The organism is Acinetobacter sp. ABJ_C4_1 (assembly GCF_044538495.1).
GTDB lineage: Bacteria > Pseudomonadota > Gammaproteobacteria > Pseudomonadales > Moraxellaceae > Acinetobacter > Acinetobacter nosocomialis_A.
This window is the reverse complement of the sequence record NZ_JBIUCQ010000001.1, coordinates 257,025-272,942: the sequence shown is the minus strand read 5'-3', so window position 1 is coordinate 272,942 and position 15,918 is coordinate 257,025. Positions and strand designations below refer to the sequence as shown.

General features: G+C 38.0%; 13 protein-coding genes and 4 tRNA genes. 4 read left to right on the top strand and 13 right to left on the bottom strand.

Annotated elements, in window-relative coordinates; translation table 11 throughout:
- Positions 1-43: 43 nt before the first annotated feature.
- The 7 genes from ACIF8R_RS01265 to ACIF8R_RS01235 form a co-directional block, all read right to left on the bottom strand.
- Positions 44-1,801 carry a ShlB/FhaC/HecB family hemolysin secretion/activation protein gene (locus ACIF8R_RS01265; RefSeq protein WP_396478537.1) on the bottom strand — a complete coding sequence of 586 codons (1,758 nt, stop codon included), beginning with the start codon at positions 1,799-1,801 and terminating at the stop codon, positions 44-46.
- Between the two features lie 211 nt (positions 1,802-2,012).
- Positions 2,013-2,086, bottom strand: a tRNA-Trp gene (locus tag ACIF8R_RS01260).
- Positions 2,087-2,153: 67 nt separating this feature from the next.
- Positions 2,154-2,238, bottom strand: a tRNA-Leu gene (locus tag ACIF8R_RS01255).
- A 27-nt stretch (positions 2,239-2,265) separates the two neighbouring features.
- Positions 2,266-2,339 (bottom strand) — tRNA-Trp (locus ACIF8R_RS01250).
- A 53-nt stretch (positions 2,340-2,392) separates the two neighbouring features.
- A tRNA-Leu gene (locus ACIF8R_RS01245) sits at positions 2,393-2,477 on the bottom strand.
- Between the two features lie 102 nt (positions 2,478-2,579).
- Complete coding sequence (locus ACIF8R_RS01240) at positions 2,580-3,386, bottom strand: protein kinase (RefSeq protein WP_396478535.1); 807 nt, start codon at positions 3,384-3,386, stop codon at positions 2,580-2,582.
- Complete coding sequence (locus tag ACIF8R_RS01235; RefSeq protein ID WP_396478533.1) at positions 3,373-4,881, bottom strand: DUF3336 domain-containing protein; 1,509 nt, start codon at positions 4,879-4,881, stop codon at positions 3,373-3,375. Before ACIF8R_RS01235 ends, ACIF8R_RS01240 begins: the two co-directional genes overlap by 14 nt.
- A gap of 178 nt (positions 4,882-5,059) precedes the next feature.
- Between ACIF8R_RS01235 and ACIF8R_RS01230 the strand changes: the two genes are divergently transcribed.
- Both ACIF8R_RS01230 and ACIF8R_RS01225 read left to right on the top strand, forming a co-directional pair.
- Positions 5,060-5,941 carry an ATP-binding protein gene (locus ACIF8R_RS01230; protein ID WP_396478531.1) on the top strand — a complete coding sequence of 294 codons (882 nt, stop codon included), beginning with the start codon at positions 5,060-5,062 and terminating at the stop codon, positions 5,939-5,941.
- Positions 5,942-6,049: 108 nt separating this feature from the next.
- Entirely contained in the window at positions 6,050-7,153 is a 1,104-nt protein-coding gene (locus tag ACIF8R_RS01225; RefSeq protein WP_396478529.1) for a DUF6670 family protein, read from the top strand.
- 2 nt (positions 7,154-7,155) lie between these two features.
- Here the strand turns inward: ACIF8R_RS01225 and tsaD are convergent, their stop codons facing one another.
- Positions 7,156-8,166 carry a tRNA (adenosine(37)-N6)-threonylcarbamoyltransferase complex transferase subunit TsaD gene (tsaD, locus tag ACIF8R_RS01220; RefSeq protein WP_396478527.1) on the bottom strand — a complete coding sequence of 337 codons (1,011 nt, stop codon included), beginning with the start codon at positions 8,164-8,166 and terminating at the stop codon, positions 7,156-7,158.
- Between the two features lie 145 nt (positions 8,167-8,311).
- On the opposite strand from tsaD, the gene rpsU reads away from it, so the two are divergent.
- Together rpsU and ACIF8R_RS01210 are read left to right on the top strand one after the other, a co-directional pair.
- Complete coding sequence (gene rpsU, locus ACIF8R_RS01215) at positions 8,312-8,527, top strand: 30S ribosomal protein S21 (RefSeq protein ID WP_001136722.1); 216 nt, start codon at positions 8,312-8,314, stop codon at positions 8,525-8,527.
- A 26-nt stretch (positions 8,528-8,553) separates the two neighbouring features.
- Entirely contained in the window at positions 8,554-9,000 is a 447-nt protein-coding gene (locus ACIF8R_RS01210) for a GatB/YqeY domain-containing protein (protein WP_096640785.1), read from the top strand.
- Positions 9,001-9,100: 100 nt separating this feature from the next.
- Here ACIF8R_RS01210 and ACIF8R_RS01205 read toward each other — a convergent pair whose 3' ends face one another.
- From ACIF8R_RS01205 to purF, 5 genes are all read right to left on the bottom strand, one after another.
- Positions 9,101-10,528, bottom strand: a complete 1,428-nt coding sequence (locus ACIF8R_RS01205) for a M48 family metalloprotease (protein WP_396478961.1) — start codon at positions 10,526-10,528, stop codon at positions 9,101-9,103.
- Positions 10,529-10,671: 143 nt separating this feature from the next.
- On the bottom strand, positions 10,672-11,637 hold the full coding sequence (locus tag ACIF8R_RS01200) for a 2-hydroxyacid dehydrogenase (RefSeq protein ID WP_396478525.1): 966 nt from the start codon (positions 11,635-11,637) through the stop codon (positions 10,672-10,674).
- Positions 11,638-11,648: 11 nt separating this feature from the next.
- Positions 11,649-12,302: a hypothetical protein gene (locus ACIF8R_RS01195; RefSeq protein ID WP_396478523.1), complete on the bottom strand. Its 654-nt coding sequence runs from the start codon at positions 12,300-12,302 to the stop codon at positions 11,649-11,651.
- A gap of 100 nt (positions 12,303-12,402) precedes the next feature.
- Positions 12,403-14,292: a M48 family metalloprotease gene (locus tag ACIF8R_RS01190; protein ID WP_031971918.1), complete on the bottom strand. Its 1,890-nt coding sequence runs from the start codon at positions 14,290-14,292 to the stop codon at positions 12,403-12,405.
- Positions 14,293-14,370: 78 nt separating this feature from the next.
- The gene (purF, locus tag ACIF8R_RS01185) at positions 14,371-15,912 is read right to left on the bottom strand and encodes an amidophosphoribosyltransferase (RefSeq protein WP_019457102.1); all 1,542 of its coding nucleotides are present in this window, start codon (positions 15,910-15,912) and stop codon (positions 14,371-14,373) included.
- Positions 15,913-15,918: the final 6 nt, after the last annotated feature.

Below are 15,918 nucleotides of genomic sequence, written 5' to 3'. Positions count from 1 at the left end.
TTTTTTATGTAATCAAATAAATATGTAATTGGGAGAGGATGGATTAGTAAGTCCAGTTCACACTAAATCCAGTCGTGTAATCATCCGTTTCAAAGTGATCTGGCTTTTTCAACGGTGCTCCGACAAAAGCGTCATAATTCAAACGTAAGGGAGCAATTTGACCACGCAACCCGATAACTGCACCTAATAAACTCGTGCCTGGTAAAGGATTCGGATAATGTGCAGTTTTTCCACCAACCTCTCCGTAATCAATACCTGCATACCAAGAGTGTGGCTTATTCATAATTGAGCCACTCAGTTCATTGCGAACTAAAAAACCATTATCTGCCAATAACGTTTGCTCACCATCAAAACCTCTTACGGTATAACGGTTTCCAATTGAAAATCTGTCTTGAGGAGTTAAAGGTTGATTGCTGTGCTGAGTACGCCATTCAGCTAAATATTGCAGATTTTGCTGACCCACTTTGAAAGGTACTTGTAAACTGGCATTGGCTTGTAGAATCCCGACATGCGTATAAGCTTCACCAAAGTCTTCTTCTGGTGCCCTCATTGCATTCAACCAACCTGTACCACGTTTATAAGTCACATTACCGCTTAAAGTGGCATTAGAAAAATATTCGGTATGATCAAGAGTTGCTTTCCAGCCTGCAGTCTTACGGCGCTGTACCTCAACTTCTACATCATTAATATAATTTTGTGATTCACGATACCATCCCCCAAAACCTATGGCTGTTTTACGGTGTGCATCTCGATAAATTACCCGAGATAAATCTGCATTAATGAGTTCACTTTTACCGCTATATTGATAAGTTTCACTACTTCCAGCGACTGTTTGCAGATAGTTAGAACGACTATAACTAGTTGAAAATAACCAATAATCAAATGGAATGGTATAGCTTGCATAAAAACCATCTGTGCCATGTTTACCAGAGTTTCCACCACCTAAATCATGGTTATAGCTGATATAAAACAGATCATTTAAAGTCAGCACATCATCAAGTGATAAAGTTGCTGTGCCTTGATATTTTCCAGTCGCCTCACTCCCCGAATCATCAATCCCTATATGCAAGCGATAAGGTTTAGCCTGTTGCCAAGCCAAAACTACATCACTATAGCCTGGTTCTTTTTTTTGTTCTGCTGGTTGGATCTTAAAATCAGCCTCAACCGTTGGTACTCGTTTAAAGTTTTCTAAACCTTGCTCCATATCACGAATATTTAACAGCTCACCCGACTTCATCGGTAAAGCATTCCATAAATGTGCACGTTTAGAAGTACCATCAGCGAACTTAATCTGATCCACTCGTCCTGGAATAACACGAACACGCACCGTACCAGATGCAATATTTTGCTGAGGAAGCAAAACACGTGTGGTCACATAACCATTTGCTATAATTTTATTTTGTACAAGATCAAGCGCTTGGTTTAGTCCATTTACCCCTAAACATCTTCCAATAATATTGTTCTTGCCAGTAGTAATCACATTAAAATCTGATATGAATTGATGGGCTTCTTCACCTTCTAAAAGTATTTTCTTAATTTCAAAACAAGGGGTTTCACTGTTAGAACGTAAATATTGTAATTGCTGAGCTGAAATCTTATTTTGTTCTTGCCCTAGATTGACGTTTACATCTGGTTGAATTTGTTTTTCTAAAGCACTATCACGTTGCTGTTGTCGGATAGTTTGGTCAGCCTGAATTCTCTGACGAATAGGATCATCCGAGTCCGCAGCAAAACTTAGGCCCCCCGTTAGTGATAAGCAGATGAATAAGACACTTTTATTAAATTTGTTATAGTTCAACATATAAAATTAAACCGTGATTAATATCAACTTAATTTTATTTTAACAAAACCTTAACAAAGTGGAAGCATTTTTATACAGATTTGTCTGTATGTAAAATAAATCTTATATTTTTTAAATACTATTTTATAAAATGCCAAATTAAAAACAGAAATTATCTTTAAAAATCAAAAACAAATAAAAAAGCTCCCGTAACAGGAGCTTTTTTGAATCTTGGCAGAGGATCAAGGATTCGAACCTTGACGAACGGTTTTGGAGACCGTCATGCTACCATTACACCAATCCTCTATATGTACAATTAAACCCTTTAGATTTAATCATAAAAAAAGCAAGATCATCGTCTTGCTTCTTTCAATGGTGGGGGCGAAGAGACTCGAACTCTTACACCTTGCGGCGCTGGAACCTAAATCCAGTGCGTCTACCAATTTCGCCACGCCCCCATCTGGGACATTTATTTAAAATAAATGTGGCAGAGGATCAAGGATTCGAACCTTGACGAACGGTTTTGGAGACCGTCATGCTACCATTACACCAATCCTCTTCCAAGATTTAAATGACTTAACATTCAAATCAACTTTAAGACTTAACTTAAAGTGGTGGGGGCGAAGAGACTCGAACTCTTACACCTTGCGGCGCTGGAACCTAAATCCAGTGCGTCTACCAATTTCGCCACGCCCCCGATGGCTGTGTATATTAGCGATAAGATCTAACAGTGACAAGTGTTTTTTTTCTAAAAAAAACTGACCGTGTAAATTGTATACAGATACTAGATCAATGATTTTTATAAGTTTGAGAGCACATTTAAACAATTGATTGCTTCAAATGCATTTGAAAAACGGTTTTTCTGTTGTTTTTGCAATAACCCTACAAGTAAAGGATAAAAAAATTGAACTGAATCAAGCAACTGAATGTTTAAATTTTGGCAATGCAATACTGCCCAATCATGATAAGTATTTGCTTGTAAACGTATTTGGCTTAACCATTCATACAACACAATTCCAAAAGCATATAAATCGCTTTGTATACTCTTACTCGTTCCATGAAACAGTTCAGGTGCCATATATCTTGGTGTAACATCAATGATTGAATCAGGACTCGATATAAGCCTTGTTTTTTCAAAATCAATTAAATAGAGCCCTTGCTCAAAATTTCGAAAGTGCTCTTTTTTAATATCGCCATGAATCCACCCCAGCTCATGAAACTCTGCTAAAGCTATAAGCGAGGTATAGATCATCTCACGAATATCTTTTAAATTTTGCTTTTGATCTAAATTGCCAAACCAACAATCGGTGTCTGGCAAAATTAATACTTTCCCTTCAAACTCATCTAATTCGGAAATAGCACCGACATCAACTATTTTAAATGGCAAAAGCCAGTTCACTTTTTTATACTGAATATCTTCATAGAATTGCAATTCATGCAAAAAATCTTGCTCACTTTGAGCATGTACATGCGGCAAATGGTATTTTAGCCAGTAGTGATGGGCATCTACAGTACATGTCCATAGATGCCGCCCTAAAGCTGCACTTTTAGGTTTTGTTACGCATTTTAGGTTTTCTATATGAGAAGCAAAATCATGCTTCAGCATAATAAGACTCTGGTTGTTGTCTCTTTTCTTCAAAACGTAGAACTTCCAAACAATGCTGAATTGTTTTACCAATACGCGCATGAGTTTCTATAGAAGAGATTTTCGGCCAAGTCGCCCGCTCACCTTCTCGTTGTAAACGCTTAAATAAATGCGGACGAGGGTTTTGTAGCGTATAGGCATAATGTTTTAGACCATATTTGGCAATAATATTGACATCGCCATAATAGCGCTGCCCTATTACCCCATACCCATGATCAAGCAATCTTCTTACTGGAGAAATAGCACCGAGTCTTTGACGGGTAAAGTCCATTACCCCCATCGACAGGACTTTACCTTGGCGTCTTAAAATTCGTTCTGGCCAACTTAAAAGGTCTTTACGGAAACGGTGTGCATCATCTTGCATAAATGGCACAACATGCGGATTCACTTGGCTGGCAATGGTGTAGTTTAAATTATAAAGCCTTGCCATTCTTTCTTGTGGGAAGTCACTGCGCACACTACCATCTACCCATTTAGTGTTTGCCATATAAGGTGTATGTTCACCATCATAACGCTTACTGGTTAAACGCACAGGTGGAAATAAAACTGGCACAGCACAAGAAGCCAATACAGCACTCCAAACTAAAACGTTGGGTGTCATAATTGCATTCATAATTCGTGGGTTTTCTGTTGCATCGTATGGCGCAACTGCGACATTAATATTTAAACCCGATTTTTTAAATGCTTCTTCAAAAGTCAAATCACCTAAGTTTTCGATAAGGAATTTTTTCAAATAATGGACATCCGCAATGCCCCCATTCCCTTTTATGAGTTCACGAAGCTTTCTAAAGTGAAACGCATCACTAAAAAATTGCTCGCCATTTAATAAGTTTTGAACGTCTTCACTCGCAGAAGTCCCCAACATACCTGTCATAATGGCGCCAGCACTTGAGCCAGACAGGACTTTGGGCATTAAGTCTTGTTCAATTAAAGCTTTACATACGCCTGTATGAAAAAGACCTAAAGTTGCACCACCCGAAAACATAAGCGCGGGCTGTCCATATGCTTTTTCACAATTTTCAAAAAACTCGATTTTTTCTTTTCTTTGAAAGGTAATACATTCACTAGAAGCAATATAAGCCAAGCTTTGGCTGACTTCTTCAATATAATCTTCAATTAATTTCTTTGTACCTACATGGGTTGCAGCAAACAACATAGGGTGGCCAATGTTTGCAATATCGTAGGTCAACCCTTCTTTTAAAAGATAAATCAAATCTAAAGTACGATGTTGCTGACGATATCTTTTCAGTAAAGTGTAACGATAAGAAATAAGCTCAGCATCAAAATAAGGTGAACTATTATCGAACTTCCACTCTTGCGCACCTGTTTCTTCATCTAGCTTTAATGCAAAAGAATTCCACTCTTCATAAGATTCAGCCATGTCTAACTGACGTTGTAATTTTTTGATACGGTAAGCCTGATGCGGATTCATATCACTTCGTATTTTTTCAAACATATTTCGTCCTCATCTTCACAGATGATTTTACTGAATAGACATGACAACACTATGCGCGGTCTGAACATTTCAATCAATTGCAAAACCGATAAACTGCATTGCTAGTATCTTTTTTGTCAGCGTGCAAATTTCGGTGTTAGTATCCTAGTAAATTACTGTTTAACATGATTGATTAACCATGGCTACCATTGATTTACCCGACAATTTAGTTCAAACCTTATCACTTGTATTAAATCAGTTACAGCAAGTCTTACCCGAACCTAAACAAGAAACTGATTTTACTGCCCCCGCTTTTAGATGGGAAAACCAGCAACTTAAAGCCATTTATACACCTAAGAATATTTATCTTGATGACTTAAAAGGCATCGAACGTCAAAAAGAAAAAATCATTCAAAATACTTTGCAGTTTTTAAATGGCCTACCTGCAAATGATATACTTCTAACGGGTTCACGTGGTACAGGTAAATCTTCTATTGTGCGTGCTTTACTCACTGAGTATGCAACTCAAGGATTACGTTTAATTGAAATTGAGCGTGATGATTTGGCAGACTTACCTAAAATCCAGAAAATCATTCAGAACCGACCGGAAAAATATATCGTCTATTGTGATGACTTAGCTTTTAATGCCGAAGATGAAAATTATCGTAGTTTAAAAAGTGTATTAGATGGCTCATTACAGTCAGGTTCAACAAATTTTATTATTTATGCGACCAGTAACCGCCGTCACTTATTACCCGAGTTCATGCATGAAAATACACCTGTAACTAAGGTGGATGTTCCCCAATATACCGAGCTACATCCGCAAGAAGCGATTGAAGAAAAGATCTCTTTGTCTGACCGTTTTGGCTTATGGTTATCTTTTTATCCAATGGATCAAAATTTATATTTAGAAATCGTAGAGCATTATCTTGATAAAGCAAATATGCCTTTTACCGATGAAGTTCGTGCTGAAAGCTTGCGTTGGTGTCAAATGCGTGGACAACGTTCTGGTCGTGCTGCATATCAGTTTTCTAAGCATTGGATTGGTTTAAATGCTTTAAAAGAGTTGTCTAACAGTTAAATAAAATGTCCCACAAAGCCTTAGCTTTGGCCTGCAAACCGCTTAGCTTTGGCAGTTGTTTTTCATAACCTAAAACCAAGATAGTCCTATCCTCATTTAGGTTTATATATGAAAAAACAATTGCCAAAAATTTCTACAACAAGTAAAGCGCTTGGTAAAATTTTATTACTTGCACAAAGTGTTATAGATAAAGTAGAAAAATACTCAACCCTTCCTTTTCCTCAGCCTCATATTATCCAGCCCCGAATTGATGAAAAATATTATAGCTGGACCCACTACGGAATCTTTTTCCCACTTTTGCCAGAGCCGCATCGCTATTTAAATATTATGATTTTATTAGGCACACCTGGTGCTCTTGCATTTGATCATGATGACATAATCCATGGAAATCCTCGAAAAACAGCGATTTTCTTTTCAAGTACAGCCGCTCTTGAACAAGCATTATTGAAAGCCTATATCATTCCCAAAGATACAAAAATTAATACAGATGGAAGTTTGATAGAACTTGGTCAGGAAATTTCAATTCAAGGAAAATTCCCACACATTCATATTAATGGACATTATGAAGGTCTAGATTTCGACTTTGATATTGATATCACTACACATGTTTCATGGTTTATAAAAACACCAATCTATGATCATTTTAGCTTATTGGCAAAGTTTAGAGGTTTTTTAAAATATCAGGAAAAACGCTTTGAAAGCGAAGGGCTTTGCACTTACGAATATGCTCGAGCAGTTGGAGCTCACTCCATTACAAATAAACTTCTTCCTGATGCATATAAACTGCCACTTGATTTTTTTACTTATCAAATTATCAATTTAAATGAGACCACTCAACTTCTTCTTACTAAAGCTGATATTGCAGGACAAACAGCTACATACACCCTGCATATTAGACATCTGGACCAGCCAGCTGAAATTTACACTGATGTCAGTTTTGATATTATTTCGCATCAAGTTGATGATTACATCTCACCGACTGGGCAAAAGATGCGACTTCCTAAATTCTTTTCGTGGATTGCTAGAAATGATGCAAAGCAAATTATCTTAAACATTCAGGCAGAAATTGACAGCCCATTCCGCTATGGTCATGGGCGAGGTTATGCAAGTGGCTATAGATTTACGGGTAATTATTTCGGTAAGGAAGTGCAAGGCCGTGGTTATATCGAATATATAGATATTGAAAACCAACAAGCCTTTGCAGATAAATAATTTTATTCAGGAATAGATAATTCAGTCATTGGCCAACGTGGTGTAGTCGTGACAGCCAAGCCATCATGTTGGCCTGCTTTTAAACGCTGATAACCTGCAAATGCAATCATTGCACCATTATCAGTACATAAAGCAGGTTCTGCATAGTAAACCTGAGCTTTTATTTTCACCAATGAAGTTTCTAACTGTTCACGTAGTCGTAAATTTGCACTTACCCCACCAGCAATCACTAAACGCTTAAGTCCAGTTTGCTTTAAAGCTTTCACTGATTTTTTTACTAATGTGTCTACAATGGCTTCTTGGAATGAAGCAGCAATATCTGCGTCACGGTTTTCACCATTCAACTTTTTCAATTGAACAGAAACTGCCGTTTTTAAACCACTAAAAGAAAAATCTAGGCCTTGATGAAGCATTGGTCGTGGAAATTCAAATGCTAGCGGATCACCAGATAGCGCCAGTTTTGCGATATTTGGCCCACCCGGATATGGCAAGCTCATCATTTTCGCAACTTTATCGAAAGCTTCACCTGCAGCATCATCAATAGACTCACCTAAGAGCTCATATTGACCAATTGCATGAGCTGCCATCAATTGTGTATGACCACCTGAAACAAGCAATGCTACAAATGGAAATTCGGGTGGCTGACTTGAAAGTAATGGAGCCAACATATGCCCTTCCATATGGTGAACACCAATCGCAGGCTTATTTAAAGAAAAAGCTAGAGTTCTTCCAAACAATGCACCTGTCATTAATGCTCCCATTAAACCTGGGCCACGCGTATAAGCGACTGCATCAATTTCTTGTTTTGTTACACCACTTTGTTCAAGCAATTGATTCATTAAAGGAATGAGCTTACGAACATGGTCACGAGAAGCAAGTTCAGGTACTACCCCACCATATTCAGCATGAAGTTTTATCTGGCTATAAAGAACCTGTCCCCGTAAGCCGAGTTCGCTATCATAAAGTGCCAACCCTGTTTCATCACAAGAAGTTTCCAAGCCTAAAACAATCATCAAAACTGCCTTTTATATGAGTCAAAATATTGCAATCGCTATTATAGACTTGTGATATGAGTTGTAAATGAGTAAAATACTGACCTTCACTTGTGATCCGGCGCAATGGTGTGCCTGATCTTATCCATAATCTAGAGGATTTTACATGCCACAAGTTAAGTTGAAAGAAGGCGAACCAGTTGACGTAGCTATCCGTCGTTTCAAACGTTCATGCGAAAAAGCTGGTGTTTTAGCTGACGTTCGTAAGCGTGAATTTTACGAAAAACCAACTCAAGAACGTAAGCGCAAAAAAGCTGCTGCAGTTAAACGCTACCAAAAGAAATTGGCTCGCGAATCTGTACGTACTACTCGCCTTTACTAATTAATTTGTGATTGACTGCTAACATTATGACTACTTTAAAAAACCAAATTACTGATGCATTAAAAACTTCTATGCGTGCCAAAGATATGGCAACAGTGACGGTTTTGCGTAGTCTACAAGCAGCAATTAAGCAAATCGAAGTTGATGAGCGCATAGAGCTTGGCGACGCTCAGGTTCTTGCGGTCATTGAAAAGCAAATTAAACAACGTAAAGAATCGATCAAAGCCTTTGAAGGTGCTGGTCGTGATGATTTAGCTAGTAAAGAACAAGCCGAAGCTGAGATTATTTCCCAGTTTCTACCAGAAGCTATGACTGAGGAAGAGCTTGATTCTATCATTGAGCAAACGATTGCTGCTCAAGAAGCAACTAGCATGAAAGATATGGGTAAGGTGATGAATTCTCTACGTCCGATCATAGCCGGGCGTGCCGATCCTGCTCAAGTTTCAGCAAAAATTAAAGCTAAGTTAGCTTAATTCCCTCCTCTTTCCTTATACATTCTTAAACTAAACTTTCATTTACTTGTTAGTTTAAGTATATCTGTGTCTACGAAAATCCTAAGTCAAACTAAATCTATTAAATTTTCATTCGTCGCTCATCTTGCATTTGCTTTAATCGACTATCTATTTTAGCCGACATAGCTTGGTTGCCCTTCGCTAGTCTTTGCGCGTGCAACATAGATTTAATCGCATTTTCTTCACTGCCAGACCAATACTGTGCTTCTGCACGATATCGCAATACATTCACCGCTCTTAATGGCGATTGTTTATCTAAATTAGCAGCCTGCTGTAATAGTTGCCAGCCCTGAATATCTCGAGCATTTTTATTAATAAAACGCTGCACGAGCGTCTGTACTTGCGCATATTTTCCCTGACGCAATAACACCTCAGCCAACTTATAGCTAAACGCCTTATTTTCAGGTATGGTCATTTGCAATGGAGCAATCGAATTATAGGCCTGATCAAGCTTATTTTGACCCAAATAAATATCTGTTTGAATAAGAGTAACTAGTGGCTTACCACTAGATTTCACTTGATCTAATGTTGTTTGAGCTTGTGAGTAATCTCCTTGTTTAAGATAAAATGCCGACAAAGCCAATATCCCTGCCAGATTTTTTTGTGAAGCTAAACTCTGCAGCTGATTTTCTGTAGCTTCTCCAGCAACCACCATGGTGTACCATTTTAAAATTTCAAAATCGACATCATATATTCGGCTTTTAACCTTAGGCATTTGATTGGCTCTTAAACGAGCTTCACTCATACGTTCAGTCGTTAAGGGGTGCGTAAGCCAAAAATCCGGCAGGAAACTTACATGGCTAGTTGCTCTGTGCATTGTTTCAAAATAATCTGCCATACTTTGTGGGTTATAACCTGCAGCATACATATACTGCATTCCAATCCGGTCAGCTTCACGCTCTTGATTACGACTATAAGTGAGCTGTTTATCAAGAAGTGCAGCTTGCGTACCCAACATGACCGCAGCTCCAGCATCTCCACCTGCCTGAGCAGCTAGAGCCACCCCTGCCAGCAAACCAGCCAAACTTAAAAGCGCCTGTCCTTTAAAAGCCTCTTCTGAACGACTAAAGTGCCTCTGAGAAACGTGAGCAATTTCGTGTGCCATCACACCAGCAATCTCATCAATATTTCGAGCTGATGAAATAAGGCCAGTATTTAGTGCAAATAGCCCACCTGGGACAGCAAATGCGTTAATTTGTGGATCTTTAATTACAACAAGCCCAATTGGTTGTCCAAGTTGTGTTTCACCCAAAATATTAGAGAAGACTTGGAAAAACTGATCTTCCAGCCACACATCTTGTATGACTGGCATTTGCTTATGAACCTCACGGAAAACTTTTTCACCAATAAATTTTTCTTTCTGTTGGTCAAGCAATCCAATTCCACTACCAATATTGGGAATTTCGACTTGTCCAGAAGCTGGTTTTGGATCAAAAGGATCTGCATAAGAGGCATTTGTTATAAAAGCCAAACTTAAAATAACTGGCAAAAATTTCAAAAGTTCTTCTCTATTAAAATTAAACTAACAAAAAAGCCCATTCATAGAATGCTTGAGTTTGCTGCATCATATGAACAGGCTTTCACTATAACATTGAAAATAGACTATATTTGCAATGAAGTGTTATTCAATATTTACACGAAATTAGGATTCACCAAATATCTTGGTGTTTTATCTTCCAATGCTTCTACCAAATTTTTATATGCTAAGTTTGCCATTTTTTTGCGTGTTTCAGCTGTAGCAGAACCTACATGAGGCAAAGTAACCACATTTGGTAATTTGAAAAGTTCAGAATCTTGCAAAGGCTCTTTTTCATATACATCTAAACCTGCAGCAAAAATAACTTCCTGCTGTAAAGCTTCAATAAGTGCCTGCTCATCAACCACTGAACCACGCGCAATATTAATAAAAATAGCATGTTTTTGCATAAGTTCAAATTGAGCTTTACCCATTAAGGCTTTAGATTCTGCATTTAAATCAACTGCTGTGACTACAAAATCAGACTGTTGTAACAACTCATCCAAACCTAGATATTGAGCATTCAATGGCTCAGCCAATTCAGGCTTTTCACATCGATTATGGTAAACAATATTCATGTTAAAACCATAAAAACCACGACGTGCAATTGCAGCACCAATATTACCAAGCCCAATAATTCCTAGTGTTTTCCCAAAAACATCCAGACCAAACTGCTGTGGCCCAACTGTTCTTTTCCATTCACCTTGTTTAGTCCAATGGTCTAGAAATGGTACTTTTCTAGCTGCACTTAACAATAGAGTAAAGGCAAGATCTGCTGTAGTTTCAGTCAAAACATGTGGTGTATTTGATAACCAGATTTTCTTTTGGTTTAAATAAGCAACATCATAATTATCGTAGCCGACTGTCACAGATGAAATAATTTTTAATTTTTGTGCTGGAGCAAGGTTACTTTCATTAAGCAAGCGGCCCGCCCCAATCATTCCATCAGCATCTACCACTTCTTGTCGTATCTGTTCATTAATATCACCCAATTTAGGGTTTAATACGACAACATGATAGTCCTGCTGCAACCGTGACAAAATTTCTTTATCGATTTGGCTAAAAACCACAACCTTTTTCATGTATATCCCTACTACTCATTGTTATCTTGCATAAGTTGCCACAACCTTTTTTTAAGGAGAGGCTTATCTAACATTTCTTTTAAACTAGCTAAATGAATAATATTTGTATGTTGAATATAGGCACACTTACCTAAATATAAAATCTTTTTTTCTGCCGCCACAGCATCTAAAAAACCTTGAATATATGAACCTACCCCTCGTTGATCCTGATAAGCAGCTAATGGGAAAGGCCATTTTAATTCAGCATAGTGCCCGACTTTGGCCTTTTGTATATTTGCCCAAAGTTGTTTTTCTTCTTTTTCTAATGCAGTTACATCAACAAAGATTACACACTTTTCAAGGCAATAAGCTTGCATCTCAAATGGAGCAATTGTCTCTTGCTCAACAACAATTATAGGTTTTTCTACAACTACTTCAGACTGCGGAATATCTACAATTGCTATTGAAGGCTCCTCTACGACTTTAGGAACTTCAGGCAGCACAGGCTTAGATGGCTTTTGTTCAAAAGCAGGAACATCTATTGTAGTTGGGATAATTGGTGTTTGAGATTCAACAACCTGATCTCGCCATACAGTATGGGCATTATTTTTTTGGCACACTTGTGTTCTAGGAATCCATACATCGATTCCTAAGGTTGCCAGTATATTTCTTTGCTGCCCAATCATGTTTAAATCAGTACCTCTAATCTACACACATTCTAACGGGCTTCTGATTTTTTTTCAGCGTTTTCTTTGAATGATCCCTATTAGAAACCACATATGTTTCTTAAATAATCATAACGCTATTTTTCTTCTGCATTTGTTCTACAATTTCATCGGACTCGAAACCAAATCGCCAGTAAAGCAACTCAAGCACATCCAGTTCATCTTGCGTAATAATTCGGTCACTCCACAAGCACATCTCAGCAATGGCCAAAATACTTAAACGATCACGAAGCAAAAGCCCAGCAATATCATTTAAAATTTCAGCCAAGTCTAAAGGCTCATCCGAAATTTCATCATAAATATGCATTTCATCTGGGTTAAGCAAAGAGCGCAAAATACGTTCGCGAACTTCCAACTGATTTGGACTATTAATTTGCTGCACATGAAGCAATGCATCAATTAAACGAACTATTTGAGGCTTTACTTCTTCAAATGCTGTTGGCAAATGAAGTGGCATCAAATTCAATTCATACTTGACCCGCTCTAGTAATAGCGCATCAAGCAGTCCTATTTCGCCATCTTCCTGAATAATCAGTGCCAGTTTTGTCAAAAATTGACGCGCAATACTTGCAGGCATATGGCCAATATTTTTACATGCATCGTGAAATATCTGAATATGAATACGACCATCCAGATTAAGCAAAGCATCGACAATAGAATGGCTTACCGGAGCTTCTTGCGGAATAAATTCTCGATATTGACGAATCATTAAAATTGCAACCATCACCTCACGCGAACCAGTAGCTGTCTGCAATGCACGCTGAATAAGTTCTGGGCGCTTTTTATTACGTCGGATATCGCTGCTCAAAGGCTTGATCGCATCATTTAATGCAAAACTAATTGGAGAAAGACGCAATAATGGCAGAGGTTGTGGTGATGACCACGGAATATAGATTTCAGTCTCAGATTCTTCTAATGAACGAAAAAGGCTAAATAAAGGTCTATTACGAAGTTTCTTTAAATTTTCTAATTGTAAATCTTGCAGTAAAGTTGGGTTAAGTTCGTAAATACGCTCACGAATACTTGGGTGAATATTCATCCAGCTCTGAGGGCTAAGTGAGTTTGCAAAACACATATGTGCAATAGATTCAGAATAAGCACTATGAATTTGTGATCCTGAATGGTGAACATAAATACGTAATAATGTCTGGGTATTCGTACTATTTTTTAATAATCGCATGGTTTTTTGATCATTGCGAAATGTACGGCCACTTAATGTTAAATATTTAATAAAACGAGTGATTAATACACCCAAGCTTCCCGCCAACCAGATTACCCCACCAACAGCAACAAATACCGTTTCAAATTTATGCTTATAGCCTGGACTATAACGTTTGAAACCCTGCTTGGCGAGTTTACTACCCCATTGACTGAACGTCGTTAAACCGCTGTATAAAATTTTTAATTTAGTATTTTCTACAGCTTCACCCGATAAAATTTGGTTAAACTCATGGCCCAATAAACCATACAACTCTAGTTCATCTAGATTCTGTAAAGCCCCCCAAGTCAAAATAATGACAATATCATTTGAGTGAAAACCTGCAGTTAATGCATTTACACCTACTTCATCAGGTAAAACATAGAGAGTTGGAACGTTAAGAGAAAATGTTTGCGCCAAATGTTCTGTAATTTTTAATGCCGCATGTTCTTCTGGCGTACTCTCACCTTTTACCAAACGACGCGCTTTAAGCTGTTTAGCAAGGGAATGCCCACCTTTACGCAAAATATAAAGCTCGGTCACTACAGACCAAACCATAATAAAAAGCAAAAGAGCAACAAAATATGGACTTAAAGCGTGCCACCAAATTGGCTGGCTATAATCAAAAAAATGAACGAGTAAACCTAAAATGAGATTTAAAATAAAAATAGTTAAAAGCACAGCGACCAAACACATAGTGATGGACCATGCCATATTTTTATTTTCGATTAAATAGTGGCTTACTTCTTTCAATGTAAATAATCCCAATTACATTGTTAAGTTTCATCATAAAAGAAAAAAGCGGGAAACACCCGCTTTTTTCGGCTATTTCTATTCTTCTTTAATACCCGTCAAATCTACTGACGCTGCATCAATATTGACATCAATATAACCATCTTTTTTCTTTTTCGCAGAATCATTACGTTTCTGCTCTAAATTATTCAGATAGTCTGCATCGATTCCACCAGTTACATAGATACCATCAAAAACAGAGCAATCAAACTCAGTTAATGTAGGCACCTTACTTGTACGTACGGCGTTCTTCAAATCTTCCAAATCTTGGAATACTAAACGATCAGCGCCAATAATTTCCTGGATTTCCTCTACGCTGCGTTCTGAAGCGATAAGCTCAGTCTTAGCAGGCATATCGATACCATAAACGTTTGGATACATCACTTTTGGTGCTGCTGAAGCAAAGTATACTTTTTTCGCACCAGAGTCACGTGCCATTTGAATGATCTCATTACACGTAGTACCACGTACAATAGAGTCATCAACCAATAGAACGTTTTTGCCTTTAAACTCTAACTCAACAGGGTTCAATTTCTGACGTACAGATTTTTTACGCTGTTGTTGACCGGGCATAATGAAGGTACGACCGATATAACGGTTTTTCATAAAGCCTTCGCGGAACTTCACACCAAGAATATTTGCAAGTTCTAATGCTGAAGTACGGCTTGTATCTGGAATTGGGATAACCACATCAATATCATGGTCTTCACCCCAATCACGCAAAATCTTATGCGCTAATTTTTCACCCATTTTTAAACGAGCTTTATAAACTGAAATGCCATCAATAATTGCATCTGGACGAGCAAAATAAACATATTCAAAAATACATGGGCGGTATTTTGGTTCTGCCGCACACTGTTTAGTGAATAACTGGCCTTCAGAATCAATGAAAATTGCTTCACCTGGTGCAATATCACGCTCGATTTTAAAACCAAGTGCAGTAATCGCTACAGACTCTGATGCAATAATATATTCCATCTCGCCTTGTTCAGTTTCACGCGAACCGTAAATAAGTGGACGAATACCATTTGGATCACGGAAACCAACCAAACCATGACCAGTGATCATAGCCACTACGCCATAAGCACCTTGACAACGTTCATGAACACGAGAAACCGTATGAAAGATATCTTCAGCTGTAGGGTTTAGTGTTCCCTTCTTTTGCAACTCATGTGCAAAAACGTTTAAAAGAACTTCTGAGTCAGAATCAGTGTTCATGTGACGTAAATCTGTTTTAAACAGGTCATCATGAATTTCTTCTGCATTGGTCAAGTTACCATTATGTGCAAGTGTAATCCCGTAAGGTGAGTTCACATAAAATGGTTGAGCTTCCGCACTGCTAGCAGAACCCGCAGTTGGGTAGCGCACATGACCAATACCGTAATTACCCAGTAATGCTCTCATATGACGAGTATGAAAGACATCACGCACCATACCGTTATCCTTACGAAGGAAAAGACGGCCTTCATGGCAGGTTACTATTCCAGCTGCATCTTGCCCACGATGCTGCAACATCGTTAATGCATCAAACAACATTTGGTTCACTGGCGATTTACCGGCTATACCAACAACTCCACACATAGCAAC